This window comes from Cellulosimicrobium sp. AB352, from assembly GCF_049538415.1.
GTDB classification, from domain to species: domain Bacteria; phylum Actinomycetota; class Actinomycetes; order Actinomycetales; family Cellulomonadaceae; genus Cellulosimicrobium; species Cellulosimicrobium funkei.
In genome coordinates this window covers 1-18,648 of sequence record NZ_JBMVFX010000030.1, presented here as the reverse complement: position 1 = coordinate 18,648, position 18,648 = coordinate 1, and the positions used below count along the sequence as shown (strand labels likewise).

Annotated in this window: 21 protein-coding genes; 7 read left to right on the top strand and 14 right to left on the bottom strand. The window is 76.5% G+C overall.

Annotated features, from left to right (window positions below; genetic code table 11):
* Window positions 1-20 precede the first annotated feature (20 nt).
* The 3 genes from ACPCUX_RS17410 to ACPCUX_RS17400 are packed head-to-tail and all read right to left on the bottom strand — an operon-like array spanning window position 21 to window position 2,894.
* Window positions 21-740 (bottom strand): DUF1345 domain-containing protein, encoded by a 720-nt coding sequence (locus tag ACPCUX_RS17410; protein ID WP_423389267.1) that lies wholly within the window; start codon window positions 738-740, stop codon window positions 21-23.
* 34 nt (window positions 741-774) lie between these two features.
* Entirely contained in the window at window positions 775-1,386 is a 612-nt protein-coding gene (locus ACPCUX_RS17405; protein ID WP_051028633.1) for a TetR/AcrR family transcriptional regulator, read from the bottom strand.
* 32 nt (window positions 1,387-1,418) lie between these two features.
* Window positions 1,419-2,894, bottom strand: a complete 1,476-nt coding sequence (locus ACPCUX_RS17400) for a PLP-dependent aminotransferase family protein (RefSeq protein ID WP_423389266.1) — start codon at window positions 2,892-2,894, stop codon at window positions 1,419-1,421.
* Between the two features lie 66 nt (window positions 2,895-2,960).
* Between ACPCUX_RS17400 and ACPCUX_RS17395 the strand changes: the two genes are divergently transcribed.
* The gene (locus tag ACPCUX_RS17395) at window positions 2,961-3,890 is read left to right on the top strand and encodes a DMT family transporter (protein ID WP_423389265.1); all 930 of its coding nucleotides are present in this window, start codon (window positions 2,961-2,963) and stop codon (window positions 3,888-3,890) included.
* Window positions 3,891-3,913: 23 nt separating this feature from the next.
* Entirely contained in the window at window positions 3,914-4,921 is a 1,008-nt protein-coding gene (locus tag ACPCUX_RS17390) for a 1,4-dihydroxy-2-naphthoyl-CoA synthase (protein WP_423389274.1), read from the top strand.
* Window positions 4,922-4,931: 10 nt separating this feature from the next.
* On the opposite strand, the gene ACPCUX_RS17385 is transcribed toward ACPCUX_RS17390, so the two are convergent.
* Both ACPCUX_RS17385 and ACPCUX_RS17380 read right to left on the bottom strand, forming a co-directional pair.
* The gene (locus ACPCUX_RS17385) at window positions 4,932-5,189 is read right to left on the bottom strand and encodes a hypothetical protein (protein ID WP_034655574.1); all 258 of its coding nucleotides are present in this window, start codon (window positions 5,187-5,189) and stop codon (window positions 4,932-4,934) included.
* Between the two features lie 131 nt (window positions 5,190-5,320).
* Window positions 5,321-6,331, bottom strand: a complete 1,011-nt coding sequence (locus ACPCUX_RS17380; protein ID WP_423389264.1) for a DUF3048 domain-containing protein — start codon at window positions 6,329-6,331, stop codon at window positions 5,321-5,323.
* A gap of 155 nt (window positions 6,332-6,486) precedes the next feature.
* On the opposite strand from ACPCUX_RS17380, the gene ACPCUX_RS17375 reads away from it, so the two are divergent.
* Complete coding sequence (locus ACPCUX_RS17375; RefSeq protein WP_423389263.1) at window positions 6,487-7,854, top strand: AMP-binding protein; 1,368 nt, start codon at window positions 6,487-6,489, stop codon at window positions 7,852-7,854.
* A 67-nt stretch (window positions 7,855-7,921) separates the two neighbouring features.
* Window positions 7,922-8,791, top strand: a complete 870-nt coding sequence (locus ACPCUX_RS17370; RefSeq protein WP_043660717.1) for a 1,4-dihydroxy-2-naphthoate polyprenyltransferase — start codon at window positions 7,922-7,924, stop codon at window positions 8,789-8,791.
* Between the two features lie 91 nt (window positions 8,792-8,882).
* Here ACPCUX_RS17370 and ACPCUX_RS17365 read toward each other — a convergent pair whose 3' ends face one another.
* A complete protein-coding gene (locus tag ACPCUX_RS17365; protein WP_206158445.1) occupies window positions 8,883-9,257 on the bottom strand; it encodes a DUF4229 domain-containing protein in 375 nt (124 codons plus the stop codon).
* A 31-nt stretch (window positions 9,258-9,288) separates the two neighbouring features.
* Here ACPCUX_RS17365 and ACPCUX_RS17360 point away from each other — a divergent pair, with 31 nt between their 5' ends.
* On the top strand, window positions 9,289-9,753 hold the full coding sequence (locus ACPCUX_RS17360; RefSeq protein WP_086149005.1) for a PLD nuclease N-terminal domain-containing protein: 465 nt from the start codon (window positions 9,289-9,291) through the stop codon (window positions 9,751-9,753).
* A 266-nt stretch (window positions 9,754-10,019) separates the two neighbouring features.
* On the opposite strand, the gene ccsB is transcribed toward ACPCUX_RS17360, so the two are convergent.
* The 6 genes from ccsB to ACPCUX_RS17330 form a co-directional block, all read right to left on the bottom strand.
* Window positions 10,020-11,051, bottom strand: coding sequence for a c-type cytochrome biogenesis protein CcsB (ccsB, locus tag ACPCUX_RS17355; RefSeq protein WP_137281580.1), 1,032 nt, complete (start codon window positions 11,049-11,051; stop codon window positions 10,020-10,022).
* The gene (gene resB, locus ACPCUX_RS17350) at window positions 11,048-12,961 is read right to left on the bottom strand and encodes a cytochrome c biogenesis protein ResB (RefSeq protein ID WP_423389262.1); all 1,914 of its coding nucleotides are present in this window, start codon (window positions 12,959-12,961) and stop codon (window positions 11,048-11,050) included. Before resB ends, ccsB begins: the two co-directional genes overlap by 4 nt.
* 1 nt (window position 12,962) lies before the next feature.
* Window positions 12,963-13,757, bottom strand: coding sequence for a cytochrome c biogenesis CcdA family protein (locus tag ACPCUX_RS17345; protein WP_423389273.1), 795 nt, complete (start codon window positions 13,755-13,757; stop codon window positions 12,963-12,965).
* Window positions 13,758-13,813: 56 nt separating this feature from the next.
* Window positions 13,814-14,389 (bottom strand): TlpA family protein disulfide reductase, encoded by a 576-nt coding sequence (locus tag ACPCUX_RS17340; RefSeq protein ID WP_061269150.1) that lies wholly within the window; start codon window positions 14,387-14,389, stop codon window positions 13,814-13,816.
* A gap of 211 nt (window positions 14,390-14,600) precedes the next feature.
* The gene (locus ACPCUX_RS17335; RefSeq protein ID WP_043655743.1) at window positions 14,601-15,272 is read right to left on the bottom strand and encodes a histidine phosphatase family protein; all 672 of its coding nucleotides are present in this window, start codon (window positions 15,270-15,272) and stop codon (window positions 14,601-14,603) included.
* Between the two features lie 71 nt (window positions 15,273-15,343).
* Window positions 15,344-15,871 (bottom strand): MarR family winged helix-turn-helix transcriptional regulator, encoded by a 528-nt coding sequence (locus ACPCUX_RS17330; protein ID WP_082774794.1) that lies wholly within the window; start codon window positions 15,869-15,871, stop codon window positions 15,344-15,346.
* Window positions 15,872-16,034: 163 nt separating this feature from the next.
* On the opposite strand from ACPCUX_RS17330, the gene ACPCUX_RS17325 reads away from it, so the two are divergent.
* The gene (locus ACPCUX_RS17325) at window positions 16,035-16,586 is read left to right on the top strand and encodes a YceI family protein (protein ID WP_043655749.1); all 552 of its coding nucleotides are present in this window, start codon (window positions 16,035-16,037) and stop codon (window positions 16,584-16,586) included.
* 120 nt (window positions 16,587-16,706) lie between these two features.
* On the opposite strand, the gene ACPCUX_RS17320 is transcribed toward ACPCUX_RS17325, so the two are convergent.
* Window positions 16,707-17,381 carry a redox-sensing transcriptional repressor Rex gene (locus ACPCUX_RS17320; RefSeq protein WP_021482510.1) on the bottom strand — a complete coding sequence of 225 codons (675 nt, stop codon included), beginning with the start codon at window positions 17,379-17,381 and terminating at the stop codon, window positions 16,707-16,709.
* 56 nt (window positions 17,382-17,437) lie between these two features.
* The gene (locus tag ACPCUX_RS17315; RefSeq protein ID WP_423389261.1) at window positions 17,438-17,728 is read right to left on the bottom strand and encodes a glutaredoxin family protein; all 291 of its coding nucleotides are present in this window, start codon (window positions 17,726-17,728) and stop codon (window positions 17,438-17,440) included.
* A gap of 49 nt (window positions 17,729-17,777) precedes the next feature.
* Between ACPCUX_RS17315 and ACPCUX_RS17310 the strand changes: the two genes are divergently transcribed.
* Window positions 17,778-18,648 (top strand): HAD family hydrolase (locus ACPCUX_RS17310; protein ID WP_076403236.1); only part of this gene is annotated, 871 nt, incomplete at its 3' end.

Below are 18,648 nucleotides of genomic sequence, written 5' to 3'. Positions count from 1 at the left end.
ACGGCCGCGGCGCGCGGCCCTCACGCGTTGACGAGCACCACGACGACGAGCGCGACGATCACGGCGTTGAACGCGAACGCGACGACGGCGTGGGTCGTGACCTTCCGGCGCGTGACGGAGTCGAGCACCGTGACGTCGGCGGTCGAGAAGGTCGTGCTCACGCCCGCGGCGAGGTACACGTAGTCGGCGTAGGCGCGCGGCCCCTCGCCGGGGAACGCGAACCCGAGGCCGTCGCCCGCCGCGACGTCGCGGCGGGCGTAGTGCACGGAGTGGGACACGAGCACCGCGACCCACGACACGACGATGACCGCGACGCCGAGCACGGTCAGCGCGGGGGCCGCGGCCCACGCGACACCCTGCGCGAGCGCGAACCCGACGAGCAGCGCCATGACCGCGAACTGGACGGACCACGCCGTCGACCCGCCGCCGAGGAGCAGCGTGCGGACGCGGCCGCGCCCGTCGGGGTGCGCGCGCAGCAGGGCCCGCTCGAGCTCGGGGCCGCGGCGCCCGGCGAACGCGACGCACGTCAGCGTGCACGAGAGCCCGGCGAGCACGACCCACACGAGGAGGCCCGCCGCAACGGGCACGGTGCGGTCGTCGAGGCCGAGCGGGCCCTCCGCGAGGAGCACGACGACCGGACCGGTCACGAGCGCGACGACGGTCGAGACGAGGGTCCGGGTGGTCTCGGGGACGAGGCGGTCGCGCAGGGCGGGTCGGGCGGTGGACGGGCGTCGGGTCATGGGCCGCGAGGCTACCCGGCGGCGGCGCCCGACCTCAGCGCGGTCCGGGTGCCACGAGCTCGCCGACGAGGCGGACCGCGAGCGCTCGCACGTCGCGGCCCTCGCTCAGCGCGCTCACGGCGGCGCCGTCGACGACCGCGACGAGGAGCGACGCCGCGACGTGGCCGAGGCCCCGCACGGCGAGGAGCTGCGCGACGGCGTCGTCCAGCCCCTGCCGACCCTTCCCGTAGGCCCGGGCGAGCGCCGGGTAGCGGCCCGCGCCGACGAGGTGCTCGTAGAAGCCCCGCAGCTCGCTCTCCCCGCCGGGCGGCAGGACGGCGTCGACGAGGACGCGCGCGTCCTCCCGGGCCCGGTCCCCGCCGCGCGCCGCGCGCTCCGCGGCGCCGTGCGCGTGCTCCGCCCACCCGGTGACGATGAGCTCGCCGGCCGCGCCCATGAGGTCGTCGAGGCCGGTGAAGTAGTAGGTGGTGGCCGCGAGCGGGACGTCGGCGCGCGTCGCGACGGCGCGGTGGGTCACCGCCGCGGGGCCGTCCTGGAGGATGAGGTCCGCGGCGGCGCGGACGATCGCGTCCCGGCGCGCGACACCGCGCGCCTGGCGCCGCGGTGCGGGTCGTCGGTCGGCGGTCTCGGTCGGCGTCGTCCCCACCCGCACACCGTAGGGCACCGGCCGCGCGCTCGTCAGGCGGGCAGGCGTCCCGCGCCCGCCGCCCGCAGCGCGTCGACGACGCGCGCGACGTCGGGCTCGCGCACGCGCGCCGTGCCGACGACCACGCCGTGCTCGGTCGGCTCGGCGCGCTCGACGCCCGTCCCGCTCAGCGGCTCGACGGGGACGCCGGCCGCGCGCAGCCCGTCGACCGCCGCGTCCTCGGCCGCCGGGCCGGGGAGCGGGACGACGAGGTGGAGACCCGCCGCGACGCCCCCGACCGTGACGCCGGGCAGGGCCTCGCCGAGCGCGGCGAGCAGCGCGCGGCGCCGCCGCTGGTAGACGACCCGGGCCCGGCGCAGGTGCCGCTGGTACGCGCCCGAGCCGAGGAGCGCCGCGAGCGCCGCCTGCTCGGGGACGGACGTGCCGAGGTCGGCGTGGCGCTTGGCCTCGACGAGCGGCCCGACGACGCGCGGCGGCGCGACGACCCAGCCGAGCCGCAGCGCGGGCGACAGGAGCTTGGAGACGGAGCCGAGGAGCACGACCCGCTCGGGGTCCAGGGGCTGCACCGATGCCACGGGCCGACGGTCGTAGCGCAGCTCGGCGTCGTAGTCGTCCTCGAGCACGAGGCGGTCCCCCGCGGCGGCCCACGCGAGCAGCGCACGACGGCGCGCCGGGGCGAGCACGACGCCGAGCGGGAACTGGTGCGCGGGCGTCACGAGCGCGGCGCGCGCGTCCTCGGGGAGCAGGTCGGTCCGCAGCCCGTCGGCGTCGACGGGCACGCCCGCGGGCCGGGTCCCCGCGTCGCGCAGGAGCTCGAGCGCGCCCCGCGACGACGGGTCCTCGACGGCGACCGTGACGGGCCCTGTCCCTGTCCCTGGCCGTGGCCCCGGCCCGGGCGCCACCCGGCCCGCGGCGAGCAGCCGCGCGAGCAGCGCGAGCGCCTGGGCGACGCCGCTCACCACGACGACGTCGTGCGCGGTCACGTGCGCGCCGCGGCTGCGGCGCAGGTGCTCCGCGAGCGCCTCGCGCAGCGCGGGCAGGCCCTGGGGGTCCGGGTAGCCGAGGTCGGCGTCCGCGAGCCCGCGGACGCCGTCGCGGACCGCGCGCGCCCACGCCGCCCGGGGGAACAGCGCCGGGTCCGGGGTCCCGACGCTCACGGGCCGGGGGCCCGCCGTGCCGTGCCGGGTGCTCTCGGTCCCCGGGCCCCGTGCGGGCGGTGCCCCTCGGGGGGACGGCGCCGCGGGGAGCGCCGCGACGACGACGCCCGACCGCGGCCGGGACACGAGCAGCCCCTCGCCCACGAGCACGTCGATCGCCGTCGTCACCGTGCCGCGCGAGAGCCCGAGCGCGACGGCGGCGTCCCGGCCCGACGGCAGGACCGTGCCCGCCGCGACCCGCCCCTCGACGACGGCCGCGCGCAGGCCGTCCTGCAACCAGCGGCCGACGTCGCGCGCGGGGCGCGGGGCGAGCACGAGCAGGAGGGCCTCGGGCGCGAGCCGGGTCGTCATCTGGCCCAGTGAACCAGGCACGACCTGGCCCTGCACCCTGGTCCACGACGCTCCTACCGTCGAGGCATGACACCCGCACCCGAGCGTCCCGGCAGCCTGCGGACCGGCGACCTGCGCTGCGCCGCGGGCATGGCGATCGTCGGCTCGTCGTTCGTCGCGTCCGCCGCCCTCGCCGGGTTCCCGGTGCTGGGCGGCCAGGCCGCGCGCTACGCCGTCGCCGCGCTCGTCCTGTTCGCCGTCCTCGCCGTGCGCCGGGTCCCCTGGGTGCTCCCCTCGCCGCGCGCGCTCGGGCGCCTGACCGCGCTCGCGGCCACGGGGCTCGTCGGCTTCAGCGTCCTCGTCGTCGAGAGCGCGGGCCGCGCCGACCCGTCGCTCGTCGGGGCCGTCGTGGGCGCCTCGCCCGTCGTCCTCGCGGCCGCGGGGGCGCTACGGGCCCGACGGCTCGCGGTCCGCACCCTCGCGGCCGCCGTCGTGGTGACCGCCGGGATCGTGGTCGTGGAGGGCGGCGGCGCGGGCGACCCCGTCGGCGTCGCGCTCGCGCTCGGCGCGCTCGCGTGCGAGGTGTGCTTCTCGCTCCTCGCCGTCCCCCTCCTGCCGACGCTCGGCGCGCTGCGCGTGTCCGCCTACGCGTGCGTCCTCGCCGTGCCACAGCTCGCCGTGCTCGGGCTGGTGCGGCAGCAGGTGTCGGGGAGCCCGTTCCTCGCGGTGCCCGACGGCGCCGAGCTCGCCGCGCTCGCGTACCTCGCCGTCGTCGTCACGGCCGTCGCGTTCCTCCTCTGGTACTCCGGGCTCGCGACGATCGGGCCCGCGCGCGCCGGGCTGTTCGCCGGCCTGCTGCCCGTGGCGGCGCTCGTCGCGTCGGTCGTGCTCGGGTTCGAGGAGCCGAGCGCGCGGTCGGTCGTCGGGACGCTCGTCGTCGGGGCGGGCCTCGTGCTGGGCCTCGCCCCGGCGCGCGCACGCCGCCCGCTCGCGCACCGGCTACCGTGGCGGGCGTGAGCAGCACTGACCCCACCCCCGCCGTGCCCGACGACGCGAGCCGCGCCCCCGCCCGCCGGGAGCACGCCCTCCCCCGCCAGGTCTCCGAGACGTTCGACCCCCGCGCCTGGCGCGAGGTCGACGGCTTCGAGGAGCTCACCGACCTCACCTACCACCGCGGCGTCGAGCGCGACGCCGACGGCGCCGTCGTGCGGGACCTGCCCGTGGTCCGCGTCGCGTTCGACCGGCCCGAGGTGCGCAACGCGTTCCGGCCCCACACCGTGGACGAGCTGTACCGCGTCCTCGACCACGCGCGCATGACGTCGGACGTCGGGACCGTGCTCCTCACGGGCAACGGGCCCTCGCCGAAGGACGGCGGGTGGGCGTTCTGCTCGGGCGGCGACCAGCGCATCCGCGGGCGCTCCGGGTACCAGTACACGACCGCGCCCGACGGCGGCGGCGACGTGCACACGCGCGACGCCGTCGACCCGGGCCGCGCGGGGCGCCTGCACATCCTCGAGGTGCAGCGGCTCATCCGGACGATGCCGAAGGTCGTGGTCGCGGTCGTCAACGGCTGGGCCGCGGGCGGCGGGCACTCGTTGCACGTCGTCGCGGACCTGTCGATCGCGAGCCGCGAGCACGCGCGGTTCAAGCAGACCGACGCGAACGTCGGGTCGTTCGACGGTGGCTACGGCTCGGCGTACCTCGCGCGGCAGGTGGGCCAGAAGCGCGCGCGGGAGATCTTCTTCCTCGCGCGGGAGTACTCCGCGCAGGACGCGTACGAGTGGGGCGCGGTCAACGAGGTCGCGGACCACGCGGACCTGGAGGCGCTCGCGATCGAGTACGCCCGCGTGATCGCGACGAAGTCGCCGCAGGCGATCCGGATGCTGAAGTTCGCGTTCAACCTCGCGGACGACGGGCTCATGGGGCAGCAGGTCTTCGCGGGCGAGGCGACGCGGCTGGCGTACATGACGGACGAGGCCGTCGAGGGGCGCGACGCGTTCCTCGAGCGTCGCGACCCGGACTGGGGACGCTTCGGCTACGCGTTCTGACGGCCGCGGCTCAGGAGCCGCCGACGAGGCTCGTCAGCATCTCGAGGAGGCCGCGACCGACGAACGCCGCCGCGACGGCGAGGCCGAACAGGAGCCCGACCGAGACGACGACCGGGACGGCCGAGCGGGCGGCGCCCGGCTCGTCGTCGCGCGACGTGCGCGGCGCGTACGACGGCGGCAGCGAGGTCGGGGCCGGGCGCTGCGGGGTGCCCTCCGACGGGGTGCGGGGCTGGGACGGGTGGACGGGGTGCGGGACGACGGTTGCCATGACTCCACGGTGCCGCCCGGGACCCCTCCCGCGCGTCGGCCCCGCGGCTCGACCTGCGCGGCGGACGGTCCCCCTCGGGGCGGAGCGGACGTACGCCGTGGGGAGGACGCCGTCCGCCCGACGGCGGAGGGTCAGCCCACCGTCCAGCTCCCGGACCCCGTGGGCACGAGCTCGATCCACGACGCGCCCGGCTCGAGCTCGACGGGTGCGCCGTCGGCGTCGGTGAGCACGAGCGGGGCCTCGACGCCCTCCTTGGACCACGTCACCGCGACCTGCTTGCCGCCGCTCGCGACGACACCCTTGCCCGTCCCGACGAGCTGCGTCTCGGGGACGGCCACCCCCGCAGGGTCCTTGAACCGCGTGTCCACCATCGTCGCGGCGAGCAGCACGACGTTCGTCGCCGACAGCCGCACCTCGTCCGCGGAGACGGCCGGGCGGTCGCCCTCGCTGCGCACGTAGCGGCCCTCGCCGCCGTCCCACTCCCACACCGCGCGGCTCGCGTGCGTGAGACGCACGTCGAGCCGGGTCGCCGCGTCGCCCGCGACCGTCGCGGTCGCCGTCCCGGGCTCGCGGGCGAACACGAGCTGCGCGGGCGGCGGGGACGTGCGGTCGCCGTCGGCCTGGGCCCAGAACGCCTCCGGGCTGCCGTACACGTTGTGCGGGGCGCGCCGCGCGCGCGTGGTCGTGAAGCCGTCGTCGCCCTCGTCCATGACGACCGACTGGACGCCCGCGGCACCCAAGGCGTCGATGAACGGCTGCTGCCCGCCGGTGTACGCGAGGACGCCGTGCAGCGGAGCGACGATCGCCGGGTCCATCGGCCGCACCGAGCGGACGGGGCCCACGCTCTGCGGCACCTGCGAGTGGAAGACGGCGACGAAGCGGGTGATGCCGCCCTCGACGACCTCCTCCCAGACGACGTCCGCCTGCTCGAGCCCGGTCTGCGGGCGCGCCTGGGGCGCGTTCTCGATCTTCACCGCGAGCGCCGGCCGGTCCGCGACCTCGTCGGCCGCGACGCCCGTGAGCGGCCACACGAGGGGGACGTCCGGCGTCGGGGGCACCTCCTTGGTGCCCGACGCGTCGGGCTCGACCGTCGTGGTGCTCGGCGTCGCCGGCTCGCCCGCGCACCCGGCGAGCGCGACCACCGCCGCCACCACAACCGCGGCGAGCGCGCTCCCCCGGACTCCTCGTCCCGTCCTCGTCACCCTCGACCTCCCGACGGCCCGGGGCCCCTGCCCGTGCCGGCACCACGACGGACCTGTGTCCTCGGCCACGGTACGACCCGACCTAGGCTGATCCGGTGAACCGCGCCGTCGTCCCCGCCGATCTGGACGCCCTCGTCGCGGCGGTCGGGGCCGCGCTCGACGGCGACGGCCCGCCCGTCGCGCCCGTCCCGCTGCTCCCCCGCCCCCAGGGCTCCGGGCCGACCTCGGGCGACGTGCCCGCGGGCACCGCGCTCGTGCTGCGCACGTCGGGCTCGACGGGCGCGCCCCGGGAGGTGCTGCTCGGTGCCGACGCCCTGCGCGCGTCGGGCGCCGCGACGCACGAGCGGCTGGGCGGCCCCGGGCACTGGCTCCTCACGCTGCCCCCGACGCACGTCGCGGGGGTGCAGGTCGTCGCGCGGGCCCACGCCGCGGGGCGGGGCCTCACGGTCGCGCCCGCGGGCGAGCCCTTCACCCCCGGCGGGTTCGCGGCGCTCGTCGCGCGCACCCCGCGCGGCGAGCGGCGGTACGTCTCGCTCGTCCCGACCCAGCTCCACCGCCTCGTCGAGGCGGCCGACGCCGGGTCCGCCGACGGCGCCGCGGGCCTCGACGCGCTCCGCTCGCTCGACGCCGTGCTCCTCGGCGGCGCCGCGACGCCGCCCGCGCTGCTGCGCCGCGCGCGGTCCGCGGGGGCGCGCGTCGTCACCACGTACGGCATGACGGAGACGTGCGGAGGCTGCGTGTACGACGGCGTCCCCCTCCCGGGCGCGCGCGTCCGGCTGGTCCCGGCCGGTGACACCGAGGGCGAGGGGGCGGGCGTCGTCGAGCTCTCCGGCCCGTTCCTCGCGCACGGCTACCTCGGGGAGCCGGACGCGACCGCCGCCGCGTTCCGCACCGACGACGACGGCACGCGCTGGTTCCGCACGAGCGACCTCGGGCGGCTCGACGGCCCCGCGGACGCGCCGGTGCTCACCGTCCTCGGCCGCGCGGACGACGTGATCGTCACGGGCGGCGTGAACGTCGCCCCCGCCGCGGTCGAGGCCGTGGTCGGCGAGGTCGCGGGCGTCGGGGAGGCGTGCGTCGTCGGGGTGCCGCACCCGGAGTGGGGCCAGGAGGTCGTCGCGGTCGTCACGCTGGCGGGCGCGCCGCACGACGACGGTGCCGCGGCGGGCACGTCGGGCACCGTGAGCACGGCGGGCACGGCGGGCACGGCGGGCGCAGTGAGCACGGTGGGCACCGCGGGCACGGCGAGCACGGTGGGCGCCGGGGGCGCCGGGGGCGCGACGAGCGCACCGCCCGACCTCGTCGCCGCCGTGCGGGGCCGCGTCGCGGATAGGCTGGAGCGGGCGGCCGCACCCCGCCGCGTGCTCGTGGTCCCGGACCTCCCCCGGCGCGGGCCCGGCAAGGTGGACCGCGCCGCGGTGGCCCGGATCGCCGTCGGGCACGGGCGCACCCCGCCCGGCTGAGCCGGCCGGGCCACCCCCGGCACGACCGCGCCGCACGACCCGAGACGCACGACCGAGACGGAGCACCATGGCCAGCACCACCCAGTGGGTCGCGGGCGCACGCCCGCGCACCCTCCCTGCCGCCGCGACGCCCGTCATCGTGGGTTCCGGCGCCGCGGCCCAGGTGGACGGGTTCGCGTTCTGGCCCGCGCTGCTCGCCCTCGGGGTCGCGCTCGCGCTCCAGGTCGGCGTGAACTACGCCAACGACTACTCGGACGGCGTGCGCGGCACCGACCTCGACCGCGTCGGCCCGCTGCGGCTCACCGCGTCCGGCCTCGCGCGGCCCGCGCAGGTGCGCGCCGCGGCGTTCGCTGCGTTCGGCGTCGCGGGCGTGCTGGGCCTCGTCCTGTGCGCGGTCACGGGCCACTGGTGGCTCCTGGCGGTCGGTGCCGTCGCGATCCTCGCCGCCTGGTACTACACGGGCGGACGCAACCCCTACGGCTACCGCGGCCTCGGCGAGGTCGGGGTGTTCGTGTTCTTCGGCCTCGTCGCGACGCTCGGCACCACCTACACGCAGGCCGGGGTCGTCACCTGGCCGTCCGCGGTCGGCGCGGTCGCCGTCGGGCTGCTCGCGTGCGCGATCCTCATGGTCAACAACATTCGCGACATCCCGACCGACGTCGTCGCGGGCAAGCGCACGCTCGCGGTGCGGCTCGGCGACTTCCGGGCGCGCCGCGCCTACGTCGCGATGATCTGGGTGCCGCTCCTGCTGGCGGTGGTGTGCGCGTTCGCGTCGCCGTGGGCGCTCGGCACGCTCGTGCTCCTGCTGCCCGCCGCGCTCCTCACCGTCCCGGTGGTCGCGGGTGCGCGCGGTCCGCTGCTCGTCCCGGTGCTCGCGGGCACCGGCCTGTTCGAGCTCGGCTACGGCGTCCTGCTGGGGGTCGGGCTGGCGCTCTGAGCGCGGACCCGCTCGGGGTCGGCGGGCTCTGCCCCGGCGGGGTCTGCGCGGGGGCGGGCCCGGCCGGGCCGGCTCCGGCGCCCCCGGTCGGTCAGCGCGCCGGGGAGGCGCCCGGGCGGCCGGTCGCGTCGGCCTCGGCCTGGGGGCTGGACGTCCTGTCCACCGCGGCGGGGTCCGCGGACCCGGCGGCAGCCGCGGCGCCGTCGACGGCCGCGTCCTCGGCAGCCGCGTCGTCCTCGATCTCCCGGGAGAACCGCTCGCCCGTGCGGGCGCGGTGCTCGGCCCGGGCGGCGAGGTAGCGCGAGGCCGCCTCGCGGGGCTTGCTCAGCGTCAGGTACGACAGCATGAGCGCGACGGCGGCCGCGACGAGCACGAGCAGCCAGCCGCGCAGGCCGGCGAACCAGAGGGCGCCGAGCGCCACCGCGAAGAGGAGCAGACGCAGGACGGAGTAGACGACGACAGGCACGACTCCAGGGTACGGCCCGTAGGCTGGAGCCATGCTCCGCGTCCTGCTCCCGCTGCTCGCCGTCGGTCTCGCCGTCTACGCGCTCGTCGACCTCGCCTCGAGCGACGAGGACGAACGCGGCGGCATCCCCAAGGGGCTGTGGGTCGTGCTCATCATCCTCCTGCCGTTCCTCGGCCCCATCGCGTGGATCCTCGTCAAGCGCTCGGCGTCGCGGTCCGGGGCGCGCTCCCGCCCCGCCGGCCGCCCCGGCCCCGGCTCGGCCCCCGGGGGCGCGCGGCGTCGGCGCAACGCGCCCGTCGCGCCCGACGACGACCCCGAGTTCCTCTGGCGGCTCGAGCAGCAGCAGCGCCGCCAGGCACGCGACGACTCCCCGGCGCCCGCCGACGACGCTCCGGCCACGGGCGCGACCCCCGGGGACGACCGCACCGACGACGGCGACGCGCGCCGCCCCGGCGCGAGCAACCCCTCGGAGGACGGCGACGACGCGACGCGCTGAGGCACCTGGCGCGACCCGAGTCTCCCGCCACGACGAGGCTCGCACCGCCGAGTCCGCGACACCACGCCGCTCGCACCGCACAGCCCGCAGCACCACGACGCTCGCACCACCCAGCCCGCAGCACCACGACGCTCGCACCACCCAGCCCGCAGCACCACGAGGCTCGCGCCACCCAGCCCGCAGCATGACGAAGGGGGCCGCCGTCCGATCGGACGGCGGCCCCCTTCGTCGTGCCGCGCCGCGTCGTGGTGCTGCGCAGCGGTGGGTCAGTCGCCCGGGTTGAGGCCCGAGTACGAGTGCTTGCCGTTGAACAGCAGGTTGACGCCGGTGAAGTTGAAGAGCACGCACGCGTAGCCGACGATCACGAAGTACGCCGCGCGGCGGCCGGACCACCCGCGGGTCGTGCGCGCGTGCAGGTAGGCCGCGTAGACGATCCAGACGACGAAGCTCCAGACCTCCTTGGGGTCCCAGCCCCAGTAGCGGCCCCACGCGTGCTCGGCCCAGATCGCCCCGCCGATGATCGTGAACGTCCACAGCACGAACGCCACCGCGTTGAGCCGGAAGCTCAGGGCCTCGAGCTGGAGCGCGCCCGGCGTCGAGTCGAGCCAGCGCCACCCGCGGGCCCCGAGGAACGCGTTGCCCGAGTCGCGCGAGTCGCGCAGGAGCTGGAGCACCGAGGTGACGAACGCGACGGTGAAGATGCCCGTCGCGATGATCGCGACCCCGACGTGGATGACGAGCCAGTAGGACTGGAGCGCCGGCTGCACGCCCGTCGCGACGACGAAGAACGCGTTCTGGGCGAGCACGAGGAACAGGACCGACAGCCCCGTGACGAACGAGCCCAGGAAGCGCACGTCGCGCTTGAGGGAGACGGCGAGGAACGCCGCGAGCGCGACGAACGTGCCCACGAGCGTGAACTCGTACATGTTGGCCCAGGGGGTGCGCCCGGCCGCGACGCCGCGCGTGACGATCGCGACGAGCAGCAGCGCGGTACCGAGCCACGTCAGCGAGACGCCGATGTTCGCGGCCTTGCGCGACGGCGGCGCGGCGTCCGCCGGGTCCGCGTCGGCGGCGTCCGTCGTGCCGGGCCCGTACGGGGAGGCCGACGAGGCACCCGCGGCGGTGAGCACCTCGGCGCGGTCCGCGGAGCGCTCGCGCGCCCCGGCCCGGGCGTCGGCACGCTCGAGGTCCGCGCGGCCCGCGAGGCGCGCGAGGTCGATCGCGAACGCGACGAGCGCGACGGTCAGCGCGGTCGCTGCGGCCCAGACGAGGTCCTGGCTCAGCTCGGCGAGGGTCATCGGTCAGCCTTTCGTGCGCGGTCGCGCGAGGTCGGGTCCTGTGCGGGACGCCCGGTGGGGCGGGTGCCGTCCGCCGGGGCACGCCCCGGCGACGAGGTGAGGTCGCCCTCGTCCGATGGTGCCACGCCCGGGAGCGCGGCGAGAAGCGAGTCGACCTCGCCCTGCAGCCCGGCGTCGTCGCCCCGGGCGAGCCCCGCGACGGCGACGACGGTCCGCTCGCGCGGGGCGTCGTCGTCGCCCGTGCCGGGCACCTCCTCGCGCCACGCGCGCACCCAGACGCGGCGGCGGGGCGTGAAGAGGGAGACGGCGAGGCCCAGCAGGGCGCCGAGCGAGAAGACGAGCACCCACGTCAGCGACGGGTCGTGCCGCAGGTCGAGGGCCACGTAGCGCGGCAGGGAGTCGAACGTGATGGTGCCGAGCCCGTCGGGGAGGTCGACGGTCTCGCCGGGCGCGACGAGGATCTTCACGCGCTCGCCGTCCTCGTCGACCGACGGCGTGAGGTCGTCGGTGTCGAGGCGGTAGACGTTCTGGGGCAGGCCCTCGTCGAGGCCCAGGTCGCCCCGGTACACCTCGAGCACGAGGAGCGGGTTGATGGGCTGCGGGTAGATCGAGGCCGCCGTCTCGCCGTCCTCGCTGATCTCGGCCGTCGGCAGGAAGTACCCGACGAGGCCGATCTGGTCGAGGCCGTCCGAGACGTCGGGCACCTTGATGACGCCGCGCGACGTGTACATCGTGTCCTCCGGGAGGAACGGCACGCGGCCCGAGAACGCGGTCTCGCCGTCGGCGTCGCGCACCGTGACCTCGGGCGCGAACCCGTTGCCCTGGAGGTAGATCTTCGCGCCGCCCGCGGTGAGCGGGTGGTTGACCTTGATGGTCTCCTCGTGATGGGCGCCGTCGGGGTCGCGCACCGTGACGAACGCCGTGAAGTCGCGCGACTGGGCGAACGCGGCGGCGTCGGCCGCGAACTCCGACTCGAACGCGTCGAGCGTCATGGAGAACGGGACGAGCGACGACGGGCGGAACCAGGCGCCGTTCTCGAACGTGTCGTAGTCGACGACCGCGTTCGCGAACCCGCGGCCCTCGGTGACGATGGCCTGGCCGCGGTAGTGCAGGAGCTGGCCGGTCGCGACCGCGACGAGCAGCCCGACGAGGGACAGGTGGAACAGCAGGTTCCCGGTCTCGCGCAGGTACCCGCGCTCCGCGGAGACCGTCCGCGCGGCGGGCCGGGCGGCGGCGCGTCCGCGGGCGGGCGTCGCGTCCTCGGCGCCGGTGTCGACGCGGAAGGTCGGGAGCCAGGACAGGCGTCCGCGCAGGTGCGTGCTCGCCGCCTCGACGACCTCGTCGGGCGTCGCGTCCGTGACGGCGCGGCCCTGCGCGGGGAACCGGTCGAAGCGGCGGGGCGTGCGCGGCGGGCGGGAGCGCAGCGCCTGCAGGTGCGCCTTCGTCCGCGGCAGGATGCACCCGACGAGCGAGACGAACAGCAGGATGTAGATCGCCGAGAACCACACCGACGCGTAGACGTCGAAGAAGCCGAGACGGTCGAGCCACTCCCCCGTGGTGGGGTTCTCCTGGAGGTAGCGCAGCACCGCCGCCGGGTCCTGCGGGCGCTGCGGCAGGACCGAGCCGGGCACCGCGGCGACCGCGAGCAGCATGAGGAGCATGAGCGCGACGCGCATGCTCGTGAGCTGGCGCCACGTCCAGCGCAGCGCACCGCGCCACCCGAGCGACGGGAGCGCCGGGCCGCCGTCGCCTCCCGCGCCGCCCTTCCCGCCCGACGGCGTCCGCTCCCCCGGGCCGTCGCCCGCGGAGAACGCGTCGTCGATGCCCTCGGGGCGGTAGCCCGTCCGCACGGTCGTGCCGGCCTGCTCGGCCTGCTCGCTGTTCCCGGGCTCCCCGGTCCGCCGGCTCATCTCACACCACCGTCACGTATCCGCCGATCCAGCCCTGCAGCGACGTCGTCCACGTCGTCCACAGGCCCGTGACCAGCGCCAGACCGATGAGCACCAGCAGCCCGCCGCCGATCCGCATGATCGCGAGACGGTGCCGGCGCAGGAACCCGAGCATGCGCTGCGAGCTCTGCAGCCCCAGCGCGATGAGGAGGAAGGGCACGCCCAGCCCGAGGCAGTACGCGACGCCGAGGATCGCGCCGCGCCCCGCCGACGCCTCGCTGAGCGACAGCGCCTGGACGGCGACGAGCGTCGGGCCGAGGCACGGGGTCCAGCCGAGCCCGAACACGATGCCGAGCAGCGGCGCCCCCCACAGCCCGGCCTGCGGGCTCACGTGCAGGCGCCGCTCGCGCTGGAGGAAGGGCAGCGCGCCGAGGAACGCGAAGCCCATGAGGATGACGACCACGCCGAGCACGCGCGTGATGACGTCCTCCCAGCGGACCAGGTGCACGCCGATCGCGCCCGCGGCGAACATGAGCGCCACGAACACGAGCGTGAACCCGGCGACGAACAGCCCGACGCCCGCGAGCACGCGGCCCCGGCTCGGTGCCGCGACCCGCGTGGCCGTCGTCGTGCCCCGGGACGCCTTGCCCCCGTCGCCGGTGGTGGCCGCGGCCATGCCCGAGACGTAGCCGACGTACCCCGGCACCAGCGGCAGCACGCACGGGGACGCGAACGAGACGAGGCCCGCGATGACCGCGACGGGCACCGCGAGCAGCATCGAGCCGCTCCACACGGTCGTCGCGAAGGTGTCGCCGATGCTCGACGCGGCGGCCGCGGGGACCGCGGCGGCGAGGGGCGTGAGGACGGGCACGGTCAGCTCTCGGCGAGGACGTCGTCGACCAGGGCGGTGAGCGTCGAGCCCTCGACGAGCCCGATGACGCGCGCCGCGACGCGGCCCTCGCGGTCGAGCACGACGGTGGACGGCACGGCCTGGAGCGGGACGGTGCCCGAGAGCGCCGCAACGACCTCGCCGGAACGGTCGTCGATCGACGGGTAGGGGACGTCGAACCGGCGCTGGAACGCCTGGGCGGCGCCCGCCTCGTCGGTCGTGTTGATCCCGAGCACCTGCACGCCGTCGTCGGCGCGGTCGTTGGCGAGCGCCACGAGGTCGGGCGCCTCGGCCCGGCACGGCGCGCACGCCGCGTACCAGGTGTTGAGCACGACGACGTCCCCGAGCCACGCGCTCGTGTCGACCTGCTCGCCCTCGTAGTCCGTGCCCGTGAGCGCGACGACGTCGCCGCGCTCGTCGGCGTCCCACGTGCGGACCGACCCGTCGCCCGAGACGAAGCCCTGCCCCACGACGTCGGTCGAGGCGCCGGAGTCCTGCGCGCACGCCGCGAGACCGAGGGTCGCGGCGAGCACGACGGCGCCCGTCAGCGCACGGCGCACGGGTCGCCGACGCGACGGCAGGGCAACGGCCCGCGCCTCGACGGAGAGGGGGCGCGCGGCACGCGCGCGCGAGTCGGCGGTCACGACGGCATCACGGGACGCACCCTGCCCGCGCTTCCTGAACGGGACCTGAGAGACGTGACCTCCGCCACGCCCGAACCGTGCAGTTCGGACGCGACGGCCGTGGCGACAGCGCTGGACATGACCGACGTCACGCCCCGGAGACGGTCGCCGCGCCCGGGAGGAGGTCCGCGACCGGCTCGGTGTAGTGGAGGCCGACCAGGCGGTCGTCCTCGAAGTGCAGCGACGTGAGCGACGCGAGCGAGCACTCGCGCTTGCGCGGGTCGTGCCAGAGCCGGCGGTTCTCGAAGCTCAGGCGCGTGAGCCACACCGGGAGCTGGTGGCTGACGAGCAGCGCCTCGTGCCCGGCCGCCTTGTCCCGCGCGTCGGCGACGGCGGCCCGCATGCGCGCGACCTGCTCCACGTACGGCTCGCCCCACGAGGGGCGGAACGGGTTCCACAGGTAGGGCCAGTGCTGCGGGTGCCGCAGCGAGCCGTCCCCGACGCCGAAGGTCTTGCCCTCGAAGTGGTTCGCGGCCTCGATGAGCCGCTCGTCCGTGCCCAGCTCGAGACCGAACGCCTCGGCGGCGGGCGTCGCGGTCTCCTGCGCGCGCTGCAGCGGCGAGGCCACGACGACCGTGAGGTCGGCGCGGGGGCGCGACGTGCCGTCGGGCCCGGGCTCGCCCGCGAGGTGCGCGGCGACGCGGCGGGCCATCTCGTGGCCGCGCTCGGAGAGGTGGTAGCCGGGGATCCGGCCGTAGAGGACGCCGTCGGGGTTGTGGACCTCGCCGTGGCGCAGGAGGTGGACGATGGTGGAGACCATGCCCACCAGTGTCCCGCACTCGGGGCGGGCGCACGCCACCGCGGGCCGGCGCGACGGGCCGGGACGGGTGGTCAGGCGTCGCGGTCGGCCTTGCACGCCTCCGCGACGGCCGCCATCGCCTCGCCCAGCGCGCGGAACTGCTCCGGCGTGAGCACGTCGACGAGGTACCGGCGCACGGCCGCGACGTGGGCGGGCGCCGACGCGACGAGCACGCGGTAGCCCTCGCTCGTCATCGCGCAGTTCACGCCGCGGCGGTCGCCCGAGCTCGCGGAGCGCCGGACCAGGCCGCGCGCCTCCATGCGCGCGACGGTGTGCGTCACGCGGCTGCGCGAGCGGGCGAGCCCGTCCGCGAGCGCCGACATGCGCAGCGTGTGGTCGGGGCTCTCGGAGAGGCGCACGAGCAGCTCGTACTCGTTGAGCGACACCTCGGACCGTTCCTCGTGGTCACGGCCGAGCGCCTCGATGAAGCGCACGGTCCCGTCGAGGTACGCGCGCCACAGGCGCTGCTGCTCCGCGTCGAGCCAGCGCGGCTCGGCGGCGGGGGCTGCGGGGGTGCGGACGGTGCTCGCCGTCGGGGTGTCGACGTCGTTGCGGGTCATGGGTCCTCGGCGGTGCGGGGGCGGTCGGGGGCGTGGGGGCGTCGGAACATTGTTCCACCCCACGGGAATAGACGGACCGAGGGGTGCTGTTGATACGCTCGTTCCGAAGTTGAACGTTCAACCACTTGGTCCGCCCGGACCCCGACCACCCGCAGGAGCACCCATGGCCTCGTCGCTGCCCGCCGGCCTCACGACCGGTACCTACGCCCTCGACGCGTCGCACTCGCAGGCGTCGTTCACCGTCCGCCACGCCGGGATCTCGAAGGTCCGCGGCACCCTCGCGATCACCGACGGCACGATCACCGTCGGCGACGACCTCGAGTCGACGTCCGTGACCGCCCAGCTCGACGCCGCGTCCGTGAGCACGGGCGACGAGAACCGCGACAACCACCTGCGCAGCGCCGACTTCTGGGACGCGGAGAACAAGCCGACGTGGACGTTCACGTCGACGCGCATCACGGGCGACGGCGACGACTACGTCGTGGCCGGCGACCTGACGATCAACGGCGTCACCAAGCCGGTCGAGCTCGAGACGGAGTTCGCGGGCACCGCGACCGACCCGTTCGGCAACCCGCGCGCCGGCTTCGAGGCGACCACCGAGATCTCGCGCAAGGAGTTCGGCCTCACCTGGAACGCCGCGCTCGAGACCGGCGGCGTGCTCGTCGGCGACAAGATCAAGATCGCGCTCGACGTCTCGGCCATCAAGCAGGCCTGACCGTCGTCCCGGGCACGTCCCGGGCGAGACCGGCACCCTCCGGCAGGGGAGCCGCCCCGAGGGGCCGCGTGCACCGGCACGCGGCCCTTCGTCGTCCCCGGGTCCGGACGCCGGGGCCGCTCAGCGCTCCTGCGACGCCGCGAGGGCGCGGGCCTGCGAGTGGAACGCGAGGATCTGCAGCTCGCTGCCCACGTCGACGCCGCGCACGTCGACGTCCGCCGGGACCTGGAGCGCGCGCGGCGCGAAGTTGAGGATCTCGCGCACCCCCGCCGCGACCACGCGGTCCGCGACCGCCTGGGCGTGCGCCGCGGGCGTCGCGAGGACGACGATCGACACCTTCTCGCGCTCCACGACCTCCTCGAGCGCGTCGACGTGCTCGACGACGAGGCCCGCGGCCCGCGTCCCGACGACGTCCGGCGACGCGTCGAGGAGCGCCGCCACGTGGAAGCCGCGCTGCTCGTAGCCCGAGTAGTTCGCGAGCGCGTGCCCCAGGTTGCCGATCCCGACGATCGCGATGCGGTGCTCGTCGACGAGGCCCAGGGCCTCGGTGATGTACTGCGCCAGCGAGTCGACGTCGTAGCCCACGCCGCGCGTGCCGAACGAGCCGAGGAACGACAGGTCCTTGCGCAGCTGGGCCGGGCCCACGCCGGACAGCTCCGCGAGCTCGACCGACGACGTCGTCCCGACGCCCCGCGCCACGAGGTCCCGCAGCGCGCGCAGGTAGGACGGGAGCCGCGCCACCGTCGCGCTCGGGATCCCCGGCGCCGTCACCTCACCGACTACCTGCTCAGCCACCGTCACTCCGTCGTCCAGGGACCGTCCTCGTCGACGGTCACGCTCCACGGGAGGAATCATCCCAGGTCCGCGCGCGGCGCCGAAATCCGGGCCACCGCACGCGCCAGCCGGCGCGCGTCCACGCGCCAGAAACCCTGCTGCACCCCGCCGACCGTGACGACCGGCACGTACTCCCCGTACTGCTGGCGCAGGGCCGGGTCCGTGCCCGGCGCGTCCAGGTCGACCTCCGCCCACGCGACGCCCGCGTCGGCGCACACGGCCTCGACGACCGTCCGCGCGTCGTCGCACAGGTGGCAGCCCGCGCGACCGAACAGCAGGACGGGGGCGGGGGCGTCGGAGGTGCTCACGCCTCCCAGGGTACGAGGCCCCGGCAGCCCGACCGCCTAGAGTGGAGGCATGGCGACGTCTCCCGGCCCGGGCCCCGACCCGACCTCCCGGCCGACGCTCCCCGAGGAGGCGCCCGCGCGCGCCCCCGGTCCGCCGCACCGCACCGCCGCGTTCTTCGACGTCGACAACACGATCATCCGCGGCGCCTCGTCGTTCCACCTCGCGCGCGCCCTATACCAGCGCGAGTTCTTCTCGACGCTCGACATCGTGCGCTTCGCCGTGCACCAGGCCCGGTACCTCGTGTTCGGCGAGAACAAGCAGCAGATCGACCGCATCCGGTCGCGCGCGCTCGCGCTCATCGCCGGGCGCTCCGTCGCCGAGGTCACCGCGATCGGCGAGGAGGTCTACGACACCGTCCTGTCGCTGCGCATCTACCCCGGCACGCGCCGCCTGCTCGACGAGCACCTCGCGGCCGGGCACCAGGTGTGGCTCGTCTCCGCGACCCCCGTCGAGATCGGCGAGCTCATCGCGCGCCGGCTCGGGACGACGGGCGCGCTCGGCACCGTCGCGGAGCACGAGGACGGCTTCTACACGGGACGGCTCGTCGGCGACATGATGCACGGCCGCGCCAAGGCCGCCGGGGTGCGGGCGCTCGCCGAGCGCGAGGACATCGACCTCGAGGCGTCGTACGCGTACGGCGACTCGCTCAACGACGTGACGATGATGGAGGCCGTGGGGCACCCGTGCCCCATCAACCCGGACGCCCGCCTGCGCCGCCACGCGCAGGACGTCGGCTGGCCCATCCGCGAGTTCCGCGGGCGGCGGCGCCGCGTCGCCCGCAGCAGCGTCCGCACCGCGAGCTGGGCCGGCGCCGCCTGGGCCGCCGCGCTCGTCCTGCGCTCGGTGCGCCGCGCCGTCGACCGGCGCATCGCCCGCCTCT